This is a genomic window from Streptomyces rhizosphaerihabitans (genome assembly GCF_025399795.1).
In the GTDB taxonomy this organism is placed as follows: Bacteria; Actinomycetota; Actinomycetes; order Streptomycetales; family Streptomycetaceae; genus Streptomyces; species Streptomyces rhizosphaerihabitans.
In genome coordinates, this window is the sequence record NZ_JAODTZ010000032.1 from 80789 (window position 1) to 94668 (window position 13880).

A 13880-nucleotide genomic window follows, 5' to 3' on the forward strand; every position below is an offset into this window, starting at 1 on the left:
GGTGTGGTCCTCCAGGACGCTTCGACGGTTCGGATGTGATCCGAAGCCGGTCGGGCCGCGGATTGGCCCACGGCCCGGGAAAGTCCGGACCTGTCGGAAGACATCGGCGCGATGCGGTCCGGACGGCACGCGGCCCACGGCGAGCGGTCGGCGCTCAGACCCCCGCCGCCGACCGCAGACCGTCGCGCAACTGGTGCAGACCGCGGCGGGAGTGGCTCTTGACCGTGCCGAGCGGCCAGCCGGTGCGCTGGGCGATCTGTGTCTGCGTGAGGTCCTCGTAGAACGCGAGATGCAGTACCCGGCGCTGCGGCGTGGGGAGCTTGGCCAGCTCGTGCCGGACGACGACACGGTCGAGCGCCGCCTCGGGGCGGGTCCGCGTGTCGTCGGCGAGGACCAGCAGGGCGCCGGCCGCGCCGACCAGTTCGGTGCGCCGGGTCCGCGCGGACAGGGCGTCGGCGATCTTGCGCCGGGTGATGCCGACGAGCCAGCCGGCCACGGGGCCGCGCTCCGGGCGATAACCCCGCCCGCCCCGCCACACGGCGAGGAACACCTGCTGGGTGACGTCCTCGGCCTCGCGCGGATCCCCCAGCGAACGCCGGGCGAGCGCGTGGACGAGGGGCGCCCAGCGCCGGTACGCGATGGCCAGCGAGGTCTCGTCCCCGTCGATGATGCCCCGCGCCAGGTCCGCGTCCGTGTTCGTGGCCGTGTCCGCGGTCGCGTCCGTGTCGGTGGCCGTGATCGTGTGCGCAGGCTCGGCGGCCCGCTGTTCGGCGGTCGGATCTGCGCTCATGGCCACGGCTCCTTGCTCCGGGCCCCTTCTGTGACGGGCCCCGTGAACCCATCGTGTGAACCAAGGGACAGAGGCGACAACTCGCATCGTTTCTGCGTCGTATAGTCGCCGCATGGGTGAGAGCCGGTCGGACCAGGGGCGGGAACCGGGGGCGGGATCCGCCGAAGCCGGTGTCACCACAGGTGCGCTGGCCCGCCGCCTCGGAGTGTCACCGACCACGCTGCGTTCCTGGGACCGCAGGTACGGCGTGGGGCCCGCGGTGCGTTCCGACGGGCGGCACCGCCGCTGGATGCCCCAGGACGTGGCGATGCTCGAGGAGATGTGCCGGCTGACCGCGGCCGGAGTGCCGCCGGCCGAGGCGGCCAAGGCGGCGAAGGGTGGGTCGGACCAGGTCGCGCCCGAGGTCAGGACGCCGGCCGACGAGCTCGGTCCCCCTGCGCCGACGGCCGGAGCGGAGCCCCTCGGGGACCCTCGGCAGGAGTGCAAGGGCCTCGCGCGCGCCGCCGTACGCCTCGACGCGCCGTCCGTGGAAGACCAGTTGACCTCACTCGTCACGCGCCACGGCGTGGTCGTCGGCTGGGAGGAGGTGATGGTGCCGACCCTGCACGCGGTGGGCCGCAAGTGGGAGTCCGCCGGGGACCGTTACGTGGAGGTGGAGCACCTGCTGTCCTGGCACATCTCGCGGGTGCTGCACCGCGCCCCCGGACCGGCGCGGCCCGGAGCGTCGGCCGGCGGCGCGGGACCTGTCGTGCTGGCCTGCGTGCCGGGCGAACAACACTGCCTGCCGCTGGAGGCGTTGCACGCGGGACTCGTCGAACAGGGCCTGCCCACCAGGATGTTCGGCCCCGCGGTGCCGCCGGAAGCGCTGACCGCGGCGGTACGGCGACTGGGGCCGGCCGCCGTCGTGCTGTGGTCCCAGACCCGTTCCACCGCCGACCGCCCGCTGGCCCGGCACATCGCCGCCACCAGCTGGGGAGTCAAGGGCGCCCGCAGCCATCCCGTCGTCCTGCTCGGCGGTCCGGGCTGGGCCGGACGCCTCGAACCGGGCATGCTCCGGCCGCCGGGACTGCGGGAAGCGCTCACCGCGTTGCTGGGTTTGGCCGGCGGCTGAACGGGCGACGCTCACCGCGCGACCGCGTACGGGGCCGCAACCCCGCTTGCACAGTCCCGTAGCCCCCTCGTACGCAGTGCCGTCCCGCAGCCCCGCGTACGAGGCCGCCGTCCCCCGTACGGGACCGCCGCGTCGTTCCTCGTCCGTGCCGATCAGCCCACCGTCGGCGTCGGGGAGGGCTGCACGGGGAGCGCGGCCCCGCTCGCGGGCGGCGTCAGGACGACCTCCGGCTCGCCGGGCTGCGGCGGCGGAGGCGTCAGATTGACCGCGGGCACCTTCGGGAGGGTCGTCTCCTGGATTATCACCTGGTCGAAGTTGACCAGTCCGGTCTTCTCCATCACGGTGATGTGGTCCAGCACGGTGTCGTTGGCCTGGTCGGCGAGTTGACGTACGAGGGTGTTCTCGGTCGTGGCGCGGATCTTCGCGACGGTCGAGAAGATCTGGCCGTGCGTTATGCGCAGGATGTTGGCGAAGTCGGTGTCGAACTTCTTGCCGGTGTCCGCACTCAACGTCGCCACGAAGCCCTGCTGCTGCGGAGACGGCTTGTTCGGCAGCGTGACGCCGAGCTGCTTGGCGATCTTGCGGTCCGTGTCGTCGAGCCCGGCGTGACCCGAGATCAGGTGCTGCCCCGCCGTACGGACCGCCGGTATGGTCCCCTTCTGCAGCGCCAGTTGCCCGACCGGGTACTCCCACAGTCCCGCCGCGCGCACCTTGACGAGGAAGTCGCGGTCGGCCTCGGTCAGCGGCCCCGACGGCGTATTGGCGATGATGCGGACAGGGGCGGCGGACGTGGTCTGAATGCCCAGCATGGCCGGATAAGCGAGCGCGGCCAGAGTCAACGTCAACGCGCCGCACACGAAGAGTGTTCCCGCGTTCCGTGCAATGCGCATCGAGCAGCCTCCTGGGGGCGGGGGCGGCGGGCCCGGAGCTGTTGGCTCCGGTCGGCCGCGCGGTGGATCCGGTACGGACGGATCCGGTACGAGTGGTTCGGACGACCACCTATACGGCGGCACTCCGGTGAGAAATCTCTACAACAGGTAAAATCCCTGGCAGTTTATATTCGGTCCGAGCCTCCCGATCACCGCCCTCCCGATCACCGGGCCGCAGCCCAGAGTCGGTCACGGCCCAGAGTCGGCCACGGCCCCGGGTCAGTCACGGCCCCGGGCCCTCTTGAACCGGGCCAGCCCCTCGGACAGATCGACGATCGGATCCGGGTAGTCGAAGGCCGCGCGGTCCAGGCCCTGGAGTTTCCACGGCTCGTGCACGGCACGTCCCGTGAGTCCCGCCAACTCGAGCACCCAACGCCGGACATATGCCCCGTCCGGGTCGAAGCGTCTGCCCTGGATCACCGGATTCAGTACGCGGTTGGGCCGGCTGTCCGTGCCCGTTCCCGCCATCCACTGCCAGTTGAGCTGGTTGTTGGCGACATCGCCGTCCACCAGCAGGTCCAGGAAGTGCCGGGCTCCGACCCGCCAGTCCACGTACAGCGTCTTGGTCAGGAAGCTCGCCGTGAGCAGGCGCCCCCGGTTGTGCATCCAGCCCTCGTGGCGCAACTGCCGCATCGCGGCGTCCACCACCGGATAGCCGGTGCGCCCCTGTCGCCAGGCCTCGATGTCGTCCCGAGCCTCGGCGGGCGAGCGCCAATGGTCGTGCTTGGTCCGGTAGTCGGCCGCGGAGGCGTCCGGCCGGGCGGCCAGCACCTGATGGTGGAAGTCCCGCCACGCCAGCTGCCGTACGAACGCCTCGGCGCCCGGACCGTCCGCGCCGCGCGCCCGGTGGACCAGCTCGACCGGCGACAGCGTGCCGAAGTGCAGATGGGGGGAGAGCCGGGAGGTCGCGTCGCCGGGCAGGTCGTCATGGCGGTCCTCGTACGCCCCGATCCCGCCGCGCAGCCAGGCCGCGAGCAGTTTCCTGGCCTCCCTCTCGCCGCCCCGGGCCAGTCCCCCGGACACTTGGGACACCTCCGAGCGGGACGGGATCTCCTCCGAGGCGACGCCGTCCGGCACCCGGACGATCCGGGGAGCGGCGACCGCGTCCCGCAACGGCTGCCGCGCCCAGTGGCGGTAGTACGGCGTGAAGACGGCGAAGTGGTCGGAGGACGCGGGAGTCACGGCGCCGGGAGCCAGCGCGGTGACGACGGTCTCATGGACGTGCAGTCGGCACCCCTCCGCCTCCAGCGCGGCGCGCAGCCGCTCCTCGCGGCGGTGCGCGTAGCCGCTGACGTCCGCCGCCATGTGCACCTCGTCGGCGTCGGCCTCGGCGACCGTCCTGGCCACCTCGGCCACCACGTCGCCGGAGCGCACCACCAGTCGACCGCCGCGTTCCCGGAGCCCGGCGTCCAGATCCGCCAGACAGTCGGCGAGGAACGCCATCCGATTGGGGGCGGTGAATCCGGCCCTGGCGACGGCCTCGTCGCGGACGAAGAGCGGCACCACCGTGTCCGAACCGTCGAGGGCTGCCCGTAGCGGCGGGTGGTCGTGCAGGCGCAGGTCCGAGGTGAACAGGACGATCGAGACGGTCATGGGGTGGCTCCGGGGCGGGGGTGCGAGGGGTGTGGCGTCGGACTGCTTCGGCCCGGCCGGCCGGTGTGGATGCGTGACGTGGGTGGCCGGCGCGGCTGCGCGGTCGGGGCGACCCGGGTGGATGCGCGATCAGGTCGGCTCGTGCGGATACGTGGGCAGGTCGGCTCGTGCGGATAGGTGATCAGGTGGGCTCGCGTGAATGCGTGATCCGGTCAGCTTGCGTGAATGCCTGGTCAGCGTGTGAGCGCGGCTTCTTCTCGGCCGGCGGGAGCGTTCTTGGCGGCCCGCGCGATGTTGCGGGCCATGCCGCCGAACACCACGGAGTGGAACGGCGAGACGCTCCACCAGTACAGCTGGCCGAGCAGCCCGTGCGGATGGAACAGAGCCCGCTGCCGGTAGCGCGTCCGCCCGTCGTCCGTCACCTCGGCGTACATCTCCAGCCAGGCCAGGCCCGGCAGTCTCATCTCGGCGCGCAGCCGCAGCAGATGCCCCGGCTCGATCTCCTCGACGCGCCAGAAGTCGAGCGAGTCGCCGACGCGCAGCCGGGTCGCGTCCCGGCGTCCGCGCCGCAACCCCACCCCGCCCACAGCACGGTCCAGCCATCCGCGGACCGCCCAGGCCAGCGGGAGGGAGTACCAGCCGTTCTCGCCGCCGATGCCCTCGATCACCCGCCACAGCGCCTCGGGCGACGCGTCCACGGTCAGCTCGCGATGGTCGGTGTAGAGACTGCCGCCGGCCCAGTCGGGGTCGGTGGGCAGCGGATCGCTGGGCGCGCCGGGATACGAGGCCGACGACCACCGGGTGGTCACCTGGGCGTCGCGCACTCGCTGGAGCGCCAGGGCCACCGCGGCGTCGAACCCGATCGACCGTCCCGGGGGATCGGGAACGTACCGGACGATGTCGTGTTCGTGGCACACGACCTCGTGGCGCAGTGACTCGGTGAGCGGACGGGCGATGGACGCGGGCACCGGGGTGACCAGTCCGACCCAGTGACTGGACAGCCGGGGAGTGAGCACCGGCACCGGGAAGATGAGCCTCCGGGGCAGCCCGGCGATGACCGCGTACCTTCGCATCATCTCCAGGTACGTGAGGACCTCCGGGCCGCCGATGTCGAAGGCGCGGTTGACCTCCGCGGGCATCCGGGCGCTGCCGACCAGGGTGCGCAGCACATCGCGTACGCCCATCGGCTGGATCCGGGTGTGCACCCAGCTCGGCGTCACCATCACGGGCAGTCGCTCGGTGAGATAGCGCAGCATCTCGAAGGAGGCCGAGCCGGAGCCGATGATCACCGCGGCGCGCAGCACGGTGGTCGGTACACCCGACTCCAGCAGGATGCGCCCCACCTCGGCCCGGGACCTGAGGTGCGGTGACAGCTCACTCTCCGGTACGCCCGCCGGGGTGAGGCCGCCCAGATAGACGATGCGCCGCACACCCGCCGCGCGGGCCTGCTCGCCGAAGATCCGGGCAGCCCTGCGGTCGGTCTCCTCGAAGTCGTGGCCCGTGCCGAGGGCGTGCACGAGGTAGTACGCGACCTCGCAGCCGCGCATCGCGTCGGCGACGGAGGCGGCGTCCATGACATCCGCGCGCACCACCTCCGCCTCGCCCGCCCAGGGGTAGTCGCGCAGTTTGGCGGGGGAGCGGGCCAGACAGCGCACCCGGTACCCCTCGGCCAGCAGCTCGGGGACCAGCCGTCCGCCGATGTAGCCGGTGGCACCGGTCACCAGACACCTCGGGCCGGTACGGGCGTCGTCGTCGCTCATGGGTCCTCCGTCGGTCGCCGTCGTCGCCCCCTGGGGTCCGCTCCCCTCCCTGATCCAGCCTGATCCGTCCTCCTCATCCCTACCTGATTCCTTCCACGCGGGCGCCGCTCGCGGATGCGCCGGAGGGGACGGCCTGCGCGCGAGACGCCCGAACGGGGTAGGCGTCAAGACTTCTATAGGCTGATCACGTGGCCATACGAGACGACCGTGACGACCGGACGGGTGGGGCGGACCCCGGCGTGGGCCCGGAACGGGAGCAGACCACGGCCACGGATCTCCAGGCCTTCGCGGTCCAGCTGCGCCGTATGAACGGCGAGATCAACCGGCTGGTCCACGGCTTCGCGGGGGAACACGGTCTGCACGCCACGGACGTGCAGGCGCTCGCCGCGATCCTCGACGCACCCGAGCCGCTCACACCCGGCCGGCTGCGCGAGCACCTCGGACTCACCTCGGGCGCGGTCACGGCGTGTCTGGACCGGCTCGAACGCGCCGGCCACATACGGCGCGTCCGGGAGAGCCCCGACCGCAGGGTGGTCCACCTCCACTACGTTCCCGACGCCAGGTCGGCCGCGCGCGCCCACTTCCGGCCCCTCGCCGAGGTCACCGCCAACGTGCGGTCCGGCTTCAGCGAGGACGAGCTGTCGGTGGTCCTCCGCTTCCTGACGACGATGAACGAACAACTCTCGGGCGTACGGTCGCCCGGGCGCTGAACCCTTCTGCCGGCCGGTTCGATCGGCGCATCCGTGCGTCCCGGTCGCCGTCCGGCGCATCCGGGTGGGTGCCGGGGTCCGAAGTCCGGGCGTGGTCTACCATCTGGGCGCGAGATATCTCAACGATTGAGATTGTCATTCATTGAGGAATCTGCACGTGAAATCTGCACGTGAGATCTGGAGCGCGATGTCCCTCACCCCGCGACGAGCCCTGTGGCTGATCCCCGTCGTCCTGCTCGTCGCCTGGCTCGGCATCGGAGGCACCCTCGGCCCCTATGCCGGCAGGCTCGGCGAGGTCTCCACCAACGACCAGGCCGCCTTCCTGCCGCGCAGCGCCGAATCCACGAAGGTGGTGGCCCAGCAGCGTGCCTTCCGGCAGGCCGGGACACTGCCCGCGATCGTCGTCTGGACCGTGGACGGCGACGGTTCCACGGCCGCGGCCCGGCAGTCCGCCGCGACCGGCGCCCTCGCCTTGCTCACCGGCGCCCCCGGCGTGGTGGGCCACGCGTCACCCGCCCTGCCGTCGCGGGACGGCAAGGCCCTGGAGGGCGTCGTCCAGCTCAGGCCCGACCTCGGCAAGCAGCTGCCCGACGCCGTCGGACGCCTTCGTACCGCCGCCGAACGGGTCCCTGGAACGACCGTGCAGATCGCCGGACCGGCAGCCAGTCAGGCAGACCTCGCCGACGCCTTCGCCGGAATCGACGGACTGCTCCTCGGGGTGGCCCTGGCGACCGTCCTGGTGATCCTGCTGCTCGTCTACCGCAGCGTGCTGCTGCCCTTCCTCATCATCCTCGGGGCGGTGTTCGCGCTCGGTCTGGCCTGCGCCGTCGTCTACGTCCTCGCCGACCACGACGTCGTACGCGTGGACGGCCAGGTGCAGGGCATCCTCTCGATCCTCGTGATCGGCGCCGCGACCGACTACGCCCTCCTGCTGACCGCCCGCTTCCGCGAGGAACTCGCCCTGAGCGCCGACCGGTTCACGGCTGTGCGGGCGGCGCTGCGGCAGTCCTGGGGCGCGATCGTCGCGAGCGCCGGAACCGTCGCACTCGGACTGCTGGCGCTGCTGCTCAGCGACCTGACGAACAACCGGTCACTCGGCCCCGTGGGCGCCATCGGCGTGGTCTGCGCCGTGCTGAGTTCGCTCACCTTCCTGCCCGCCGTCCTGGTGCTGCTCGGCCGCGCCGCCTACTGGCCGGCCGGACCCCGCCCGGCAGGCGCCGTACGGACCGGTGCCGTACGGACCGGCGATGTACGGACCGGTGACGCGCGGACCGGTGACGCGCCGACGGGCAGTGGCATCTGGAACCGGGTCGCGGACCTGGTGGACCGCGCGCCGCGCAAGGTCTGGGCGATCGCCCTGGCCGGGCTCCTCGCCTGCGCCGCCTTCTCGCCCACCCTCACCGCGAAGGGTGTTCCGCTCGACGAGCTCTTCGTCAACGATGTGCCGTCCGTCGCCGCGCAGCAGACCCTCGGGCGGCACTTCCCCGGCGGCTCCGGGAACCCCGCCGTGATCATCGCGAACGCGGACAGCGTCACGCGGGTCACGGCCGCGGCGCGCGCGACCGACGGTGTCGCGTCGGCCGCCGCGGTGACCGAGTCCGGGCGGCCCGGCGGGGGAGCGCCCCAGATCGTCGACGGCCGGGTGCGCGTCGACGTCACGATGCGGTCCGCCGCGGACAGCGACGCGGCCAAGGACACCGTCGCACGGCTGCGCGAGGCGGTGCACGCCGTACCGGGCGCCGACGCGCTCGTCGGGGGCTACACGGCCCAGCAGTACGACACGCGGCAGACCGCCGAACACGACCGCACGCTCATCGTGCCGGTGGTCCTCGCCATCATCCTGGTGATACTGATCGGCCTGCTCCGCTCGCTGCTCATGCCGGTGCTCCTGGTGGCCACGGTGGCGCTCAACTTCCTCGCCACTCTGGGGATTTCGTCGCTCGTGTTCCGGCACGGGTTCGGTTTCACGGGCACCGACGCGTCCGTGCCGCTGTACGGCTTCGTGTTCCTGGTGGCCCTCGGCGTCGACTACAGCATCTTCCTGATGTCCCGGGTCCGCGAGGAGTCGCTGCGCCACGGGGTGCGCCAGGGTGTGCTGCGCGGACTCGTCGCCACCGGCGGGGTGATCACCTCGGCCGGCGTGGTGCTCGCCGCGACCTTCGCCGCCCTCGGCGTGATCCCGCTGGCCTTCCTGGTGCAGATCGCCTTCATCGTCGCCTTCGGTGTCCTGCTCGACACCCTGGTGGTCCGCTCCCTGCTGGTGCCCGCCCTGGTCCGTGACATCGGCCGCCGCGCCTGGTGGCCGGGGGCGCTGAGCCGCGAGCCCGAAGCCGATCCCGAGCCGGCGCCCGAGCCCGAGGCCCGAGGGGGCGAGCGCGTCGAGGTATGAGAGGACCGGGCGTTCGCCGTCGACGGACGGCGAACAGACCTGACATGTCTCGGCGAAACCCGGGCAAGCGCATTCCACGGGGCTCGTCGCTCCGGGTCCGACGTCAGAGCTGGAGGTGTGCCGCCATGGGCACAAAGGTGCTGGAACGATTCCCCGCCGGCGCTCCGCGCGGATCCTGGACCGCGGAGGAGTACGCGGCACGACGTCGCACCGAGGGCCTGGCGGCGACGGTCGTGATGGACCTGAAGTCGGACGCCTTCCTCGTGGTCGTTCCGCTCGGCGACGAGGACTGACCGGGGACAGGGCTGACGCGGACCACGAGCGGTCGGCCCGGCCCACCGGCTCGCCCTGCCGCCGATCGCGACCGGTGACGCGCCGTTCTCAAGGCGGGCATGCGTGAGATACGGCAGCCGCACCGGACCACCCTACCCATCGACGAGGGCGCGCTCGGCCCGGTCGAGGCACGGTCCTTGCGTGGCGGAACGGAAGCGAGGGGACGGCGTCGGCCGAACCTGCCCTGGACTACGGTCCCGTCAGGCGCCGATGCCACCAGCCGGCCCCGAGCCGCACCGGCGCACTCGGATCGGGGAGCGTCCGCCGCTCGAATTCCTGGTCCAGTCGCGCGACGCTCTCTCCCAGCTCACGACGAGCACGCGGGGGCAAGGCGTTCAGCATCGCCTCGACGGTGTCTCGGGCGTCCAGTGGGTCGTGGCACGGACAGTTCGCCAAGGGCAGGTAGAGCAGGCGGCCCGGGCTTCGAAGGAACTGCTCGAACTGGTCGAGTGAATCGCGAAGGCATCCCGGCCAGAACCGGTCGGCCTCCAGGAGCCGGACAGCAGCTTGAGCAGAACGCCCGAGCCCCGAGATCTGACTGAACCGCCGGGATTCACCCCGGACCAACCGCTTCTGGGCGCGCAACGCGCCGGGCGACCTACGCGGCATCGCCCTTTCGGATCAGAGTCACCTCGGCATCATGGCATGGCGCAGTCCCTGCCCGCTTCCCATTGCAACGGCCCCTGCCAAGCCTTCGTGCAAGACGGCGGTCCGGGATGCGAGACCGGTCTGTCATTCCTTGACTGCCCGGACCGGGGGCTGCGACGATCGACGGCATGAAGATGCGACTGGACCTCACGCGGCGACGCCATGTCGACCTCGCGCGTGTCTCCAGTTCCTTCTGTTGCCGCGAAGCCTGACGATCCCGACGGCGGGGTCCCCTTCGCACGGGACGGTTCGCCCGCAGTGATTTCCTCTCTGTCGCGATCCAGCGCGCTTCCCCGCCTCCCGCCCGTGTTTCGCCGGCTGAACTCCGGCTGAATTCCCCGGCCTCGACGCGTCCTCCAGCAGCCGCACTCCTGCCCGCAGTGCGTGCGCCGGGGTCCAACTGCAGGACAGGGGACCGGAGTTCGTCGCGGCATGCGTGGTCTATGCGCGGAGTCCGAACGCGCCCGTCTCCGTACCCCGCCCACCTCTCCGTACCCCGCTCACGAAAGAGGACTCATGGCCACCGTCCTGTCCGTCTCCGGCAGCCCCTCGGTCTCCTCCCGTACTGCCAAACTCCTGCGCCACCTCGATGCCCGGCTCGCCGCGCAGGGGCACGAGGTGATTCCCCTCGACGTCCGCACGATCCCGGCCGATGCCTTGCTCGGCGCGGACTTCCAGCACCCCGCCATCGTCGAGGCGACCGGGCTGTTCGCCCGCGCCGACGGGGTGGTCATCGGCACCCCGGTCTACAAGGCCGCCTACTCCGGCGTCCTCAAGGCGTTGCTCGACCTGCTCCCGCAGTACGCCCTGGCCGGGAAGACCGTGCTGCCACTGGTGACGGGAGGCAGTACCGCCCATGTGCTCGCCCTGGACTACGCCCTCCGTCCGGTCCTCAACTCCATGGGGGCGGCTCACATAGTGCAGGGCTGGTTCACGCTCGACAAGGACATCATCACGGGGCAGGACGGGAGTGTCACCGTGGCGCCGGGCACCGCCGAGGCTCTGGCCCAGGTGGTCGACCAGTTCTCGGCAGCCCTGGGTCGTACACCCCTGCTGGCGGTGGCCGGTTGACGCCACTGGCCCCCAAGTGGCCTCAGCCGAAACCGAGTTCCCGGCAACAGCCGTAGCCGTCGCCCGTCCGGCCCCCCGATCGGAGAGCTCCGCCGTGTCCCTCACCTTCCACTGGTTCCTGCCCACCAACGGCGACAGTCGTCATGTCGTCGGCGGCGGCCACGGCACGCCCGCCACCGCTTCCGGAAGGGACCGGCCTCCGACGGTCGCCTACTTGAGCCAGATCGCCCGCGCCGCGGAGGATCTGGGGTTCGTCGGTGCCCTCACCCCGACGGGTGCCTGGTGCGAGGACGCGTGGCTGACGACCGCGATGGTCAGCCGGCACACCGAGCGCCTGAAGTTCCTCGTCGCCTTCCGGCCGGGCTTCGTGTCGCCCACTCTCGCCGCGCAGATGGCGTCCACCTTCCAGCGCCAGAGCGGCGGACGGCTGCTGCTCAACGTGGTGACCGGCGGCGAGAGCCACGAGCAGCGCGCGTACGGCGACTTCCTCGACAAGGACGCCCGGTACCGCCGTACCGGCGAATTCCTGCGGATCGTCCGGGACTTGTGGGACGGCAAGACCGTCGACCTGTCCGGCGAGCACCTCCGGGTCGAGGACGCCCGGCTCGCCCGGGTCCCCGACCCGGTCCCGGAGGTCTACTTCGGCGGCTCCTCACCCGTCGCCGGCGAGGTCGCCGCCCGCCATGCCGACGTCTATCTCACCTGGGGCGAACCACCAGCCCAGGTCGCCGAGAAGATCGCCTGGGTCCGCGGGCTCGCGGCGCGGGAGGGACGGACCCTCCGGTTCGGCATCCGGCTGCACGTCATCACCCGCGACACCTCCGAGCAGGCCTGGGCCGAGGCCCACAGGCTCCTCGACGGCTTCGACCCCGAGACCGTACGGTCCGTGCAACAGGGGCTCGCCCGCAGCGAGTCGCAGGGCCAGCAGCGGATGCTCGCGCTGCACGGCGGCGGCCGGGACGGCCTGGAGATCCACCCCAACCTCTGGGCCGGCATCGGCCTCGTGCGCGGCGGAGCGGGCACCGCCCTGGTCGGCAGCCACGAGGAGGTCGCCGAGCGGATCAGGGAGTACCACGCCCTCGGCATCGACGAGTTCGTGCTCTCCGGCTATCCGCACCTGGAGGAGGCCTACTGGTTCGGCGAGGGCGTCCTGCCCCGCCTCGCCGAGCAGGGCCTGTGGCAGCACCCGTTCGCGACCCCGCCCGCGCCCGCCGCTCAAGTCCCCTTCACCGGCTGAACGGCCCGGCTGAACAGCCCGGTCGACCGGCGTGGACCGATCGGCTCGGGCGGGGAGGTCGACCGGCTGAACCGGCCGACCGGCGTAGACCGGTCGAGACCGGTGAACCGGGGCGATCCGAGCGAGCCGGGTCACCGGAGCGGACCGGGTCACCCGGGCGAACCCAGCGACCCCAGGTGCGCCGCGCGCACCTGGGCCGTCTGCCCCTGCACCAGCAGGAACATCCCCTCGCGCGCCAGCCGCTGCGCCGGGCTGCGCAGATCCATCGCCCGCCCGCCGCCGGCCACGACCGCGGCGGTGGTGGCCGCCCGCATCACGTCGTACGCCCGTGTCTTGCAGGCCAGCCGCTCGTCGATCCGTTCGGTCGGCACCGGGTGGTCGGCGAGCTCGTACGCCTGCCGCCTGACCTCGTCGAGACGCGCCCGCAGAGCGCCCGCGGTCTCCTTCGCGGAGTCGGCGGGATCGTCCTCCAGCAGACCGATCGCCGTCGCCGTCACCCCGAACACGGCCGGTGAGGCATTGGTGTTCTTGGGCCGGTCGGTGACCGCCCAGGACTCGTACGGGATGCGCAGCGCCACCGCGTCGTCGGGCAGCCACAGCCCGTCCAGCTCCAGCGAGACCGTCCGGGACGCGGTGAGCGCGGCGAGCCGCATCGGCGGGGACGGGCGCAGCCCCGGCTGCTCGCGCGCCTCGGTGAACGCGAACAGCGCCTCGTCCGCGTCCGTCACTCCCGCCAGCAGCATGACGTCGTTCAGCCCCCAGCCCGTGTACCAGGGGACCCTCCCGCCGAAGCGCCAGCCACCGCGCTCTCGCGTCACCCGCACCGGGATCCTCGGATAGGCGCGCAACTGGGCGTACGCGACACCGGAAAGCAGCTCCCCGCGCGCGAGCGGACCCAGCAGGCGCTCCCGCACCGGAAGATCACTCTTCGCCAGCGTCGTCACCGGTGTGTGGTGCTGGGTCTGCACGAACCACGTCGAGCAGCACGCCCCGGCCAGGATCTCCGCCGTCTCCCGGACCACCGCGGCGGGCGCCGCCGACCCGCCGTACGCCACCGGGGCGACCGCCCCGAGCAGCCCCGAACGCTTGACCGCCTCGACGCTGCTCGCCGGGATGCCTTCCTGGTCCACGCGCTCCGCCAGCGGCGCCAGCACCTCCGCCGCCAGACCGCGGGCCGCGGTGACGAGCGGATGCGGTGGGATGGTCATCGAAGGAATCTCCCGCTGTCGTCGTGGCGTGTGTCGATCCGGCGCGTTCTCGTTCGTGTAGTCAGTGAGACGCCGAGTGAGAGACATTCGAGGAGGACACA

The 13880-nt window shown here is 72.0% G+C and carries 12 protein-coding genes; 7 read left to right on the forward strand and 5 right to left on the reverse strand.

Translation table 11 applies throughout. The annotated features are described in order from the left end of the window. Positions 1 to 154: 154 nt before the first annotated feature. Positions 155 to 790, reverse strand: coding sequence for a sigma-70 family RNA polymerase sigma factor (locus tag N4G66_RS28175; protein WP_261707038.1), 636 nt, complete (start codon positions 788 to 790; stop codon positions 155 to 157). A gap of 112 nt (positions 791 to 902) precedes the next feature. Here N4G66_RS28175 and N4G66_RS28180 point away from each other — a divergent pair, with 112 nt between their 5' ends. Then, positions 903 to 1901, forward strand: a complete 999-nt coding sequence (locus tag N4G66_RS28180) for a cobalamin B12-binding domain-containing protein (protein ID WP_261707039.1) — start codon at positions 903 to 905, stop codon at positions 1899 to 1901. Positions 1902 to 2053: 152 nt separating this feature from the next. Here N4G66_RS28180 and N4G66_RS28185 read toward each other — a convergent pair whose 3' ends face one another. From N4G66_RS28185 to N4G66_RS28195, 3 genes are all read right to left on the reverse strand, one after another. Further along, positions 2054 to 2791, reverse strand: coding sequence for a DUF4142 domain-containing protein (locus tag N4G66_RS28185; RefSeq protein ID WP_261707040.1), 738 nt, complete (start codon positions 2789 to 2791; stop codon positions 2054 to 2056). A gap of 258 nt (positions 2792 to 3049) precedes the next feature. Then, positions 3050 to 4423, reverse strand: coding sequence for a cryptochrome/photolyase family protein (locus tag N4G66_RS28190; RefSeq protein WP_261707041.1), 1374 nt, complete (start codon positions 4421 to 4423; stop codon positions 3050 to 3052). A 233-nt stretch (positions 4424 to 4656) separates the two neighbouring features. Then, positions 4657 to 6183 carry an SDR family oxidoreductase gene (locus N4G66_RS28195; RefSeq protein ID WP_261707042.1) on the reverse strand — a complete coding sequence of 509 codons (1527 nt, stop codon included), beginning with the start codon at positions 6181 to 6183 and terminating at the stop codon, positions 4657 to 4659. 188 nt (positions 6184 to 6371) lie between these two features. On the opposite strand from N4G66_RS28195, the gene N4G66_RS28200 reads away from it, so the two are divergent. From N4G66_RS28200 to N4G66_RS28220, 6 genes are all read left to right on the forward strand, one after another. Then, positions 6372 to 6893, forward strand: a complete 522-nt coding sequence (locus tag N4G66_RS28200) for a MarR family winged helix-turn-helix transcriptional regulator (protein ID WP_391858890.1) — start codon at positions 6372 to 6374, stop codon at positions 6891 to 6893. A 187-nt stretch (positions 6894 to 7080) separates the two neighbouring features. After that, positions 7081 to 9282 (forward strand): MMPL family transporter, encoded by a 2202-nt coding sequence (locus N4G66_RS28205; protein WP_261707070.1) that lies wholly within the window; start codon positions 7081 to 7083, stop codon positions 9280 to 9282. A 125-nt stretch (positions 9283 to 9407) separates the two neighbouring features. Next, on the forward strand, positions 9408 to 9575 hold the full coding sequence (locus tag N4G66_RS28210) for a hypothetical protein (RefSeq protein ID WP_261707043.1): 168 nt from the start codon (positions 9408 to 9410) through the stop codon (positions 9573 to 9575). Between the two features lie 822 nt (positions 9576 to 10397). Continuing rightward, a complete protein-coding gene (locus N4G66_RS45985) occupies positions 10398 to 10475 on the forward strand; it encodes a putative leader peptide (RefSeq protein ID WP_356242872.1) in 78 nt (25 codons plus the stop codon). 304 nt (positions 10476 to 10779) lie between these two features. Further along, on the forward strand, positions 10780 to 11334 hold the full coding sequence (gene ssuE / locus N4G66_RS28215) for an NADPH-dependent FMN reductase (protein ID WP_261707044.1): 555 nt from the start codon (positions 10780 to 10782) through the stop codon (positions 11332 to 11334). 94 nt (positions 11335 to 11428) lie between these two features. Continuing rightward, on the forward strand, positions 11429 to 12571 hold the full coding sequence (locus tag N4G66_RS28220; RefSeq protein WP_261707045.1) for an LLM class flavin-dependent oxidoreductase: 1143 nt from the start codon (positions 11429 to 11431) through the stop codon (positions 12569 to 12571). A 149-nt stretch (positions 12572 to 12720) separates the two neighbouring features. Here the strand turns inward: N4G66_RS28220 and N4G66_RS28225 are convergent, their stop codons facing one another. Beyond that, on the reverse strand, positions 12721 to 13779 hold the full coding sequence (locus N4G66_RS28225) for an acyl-CoA/acyl-ACP dehydrogenase (protein ID WP_261707046.1): 1059 nt from the start codon (positions 13777 to 13779) through the stop codon (positions 12721 to 12723). Positions 13780 to 13880 lie beyond the last annotated feature (101 nt).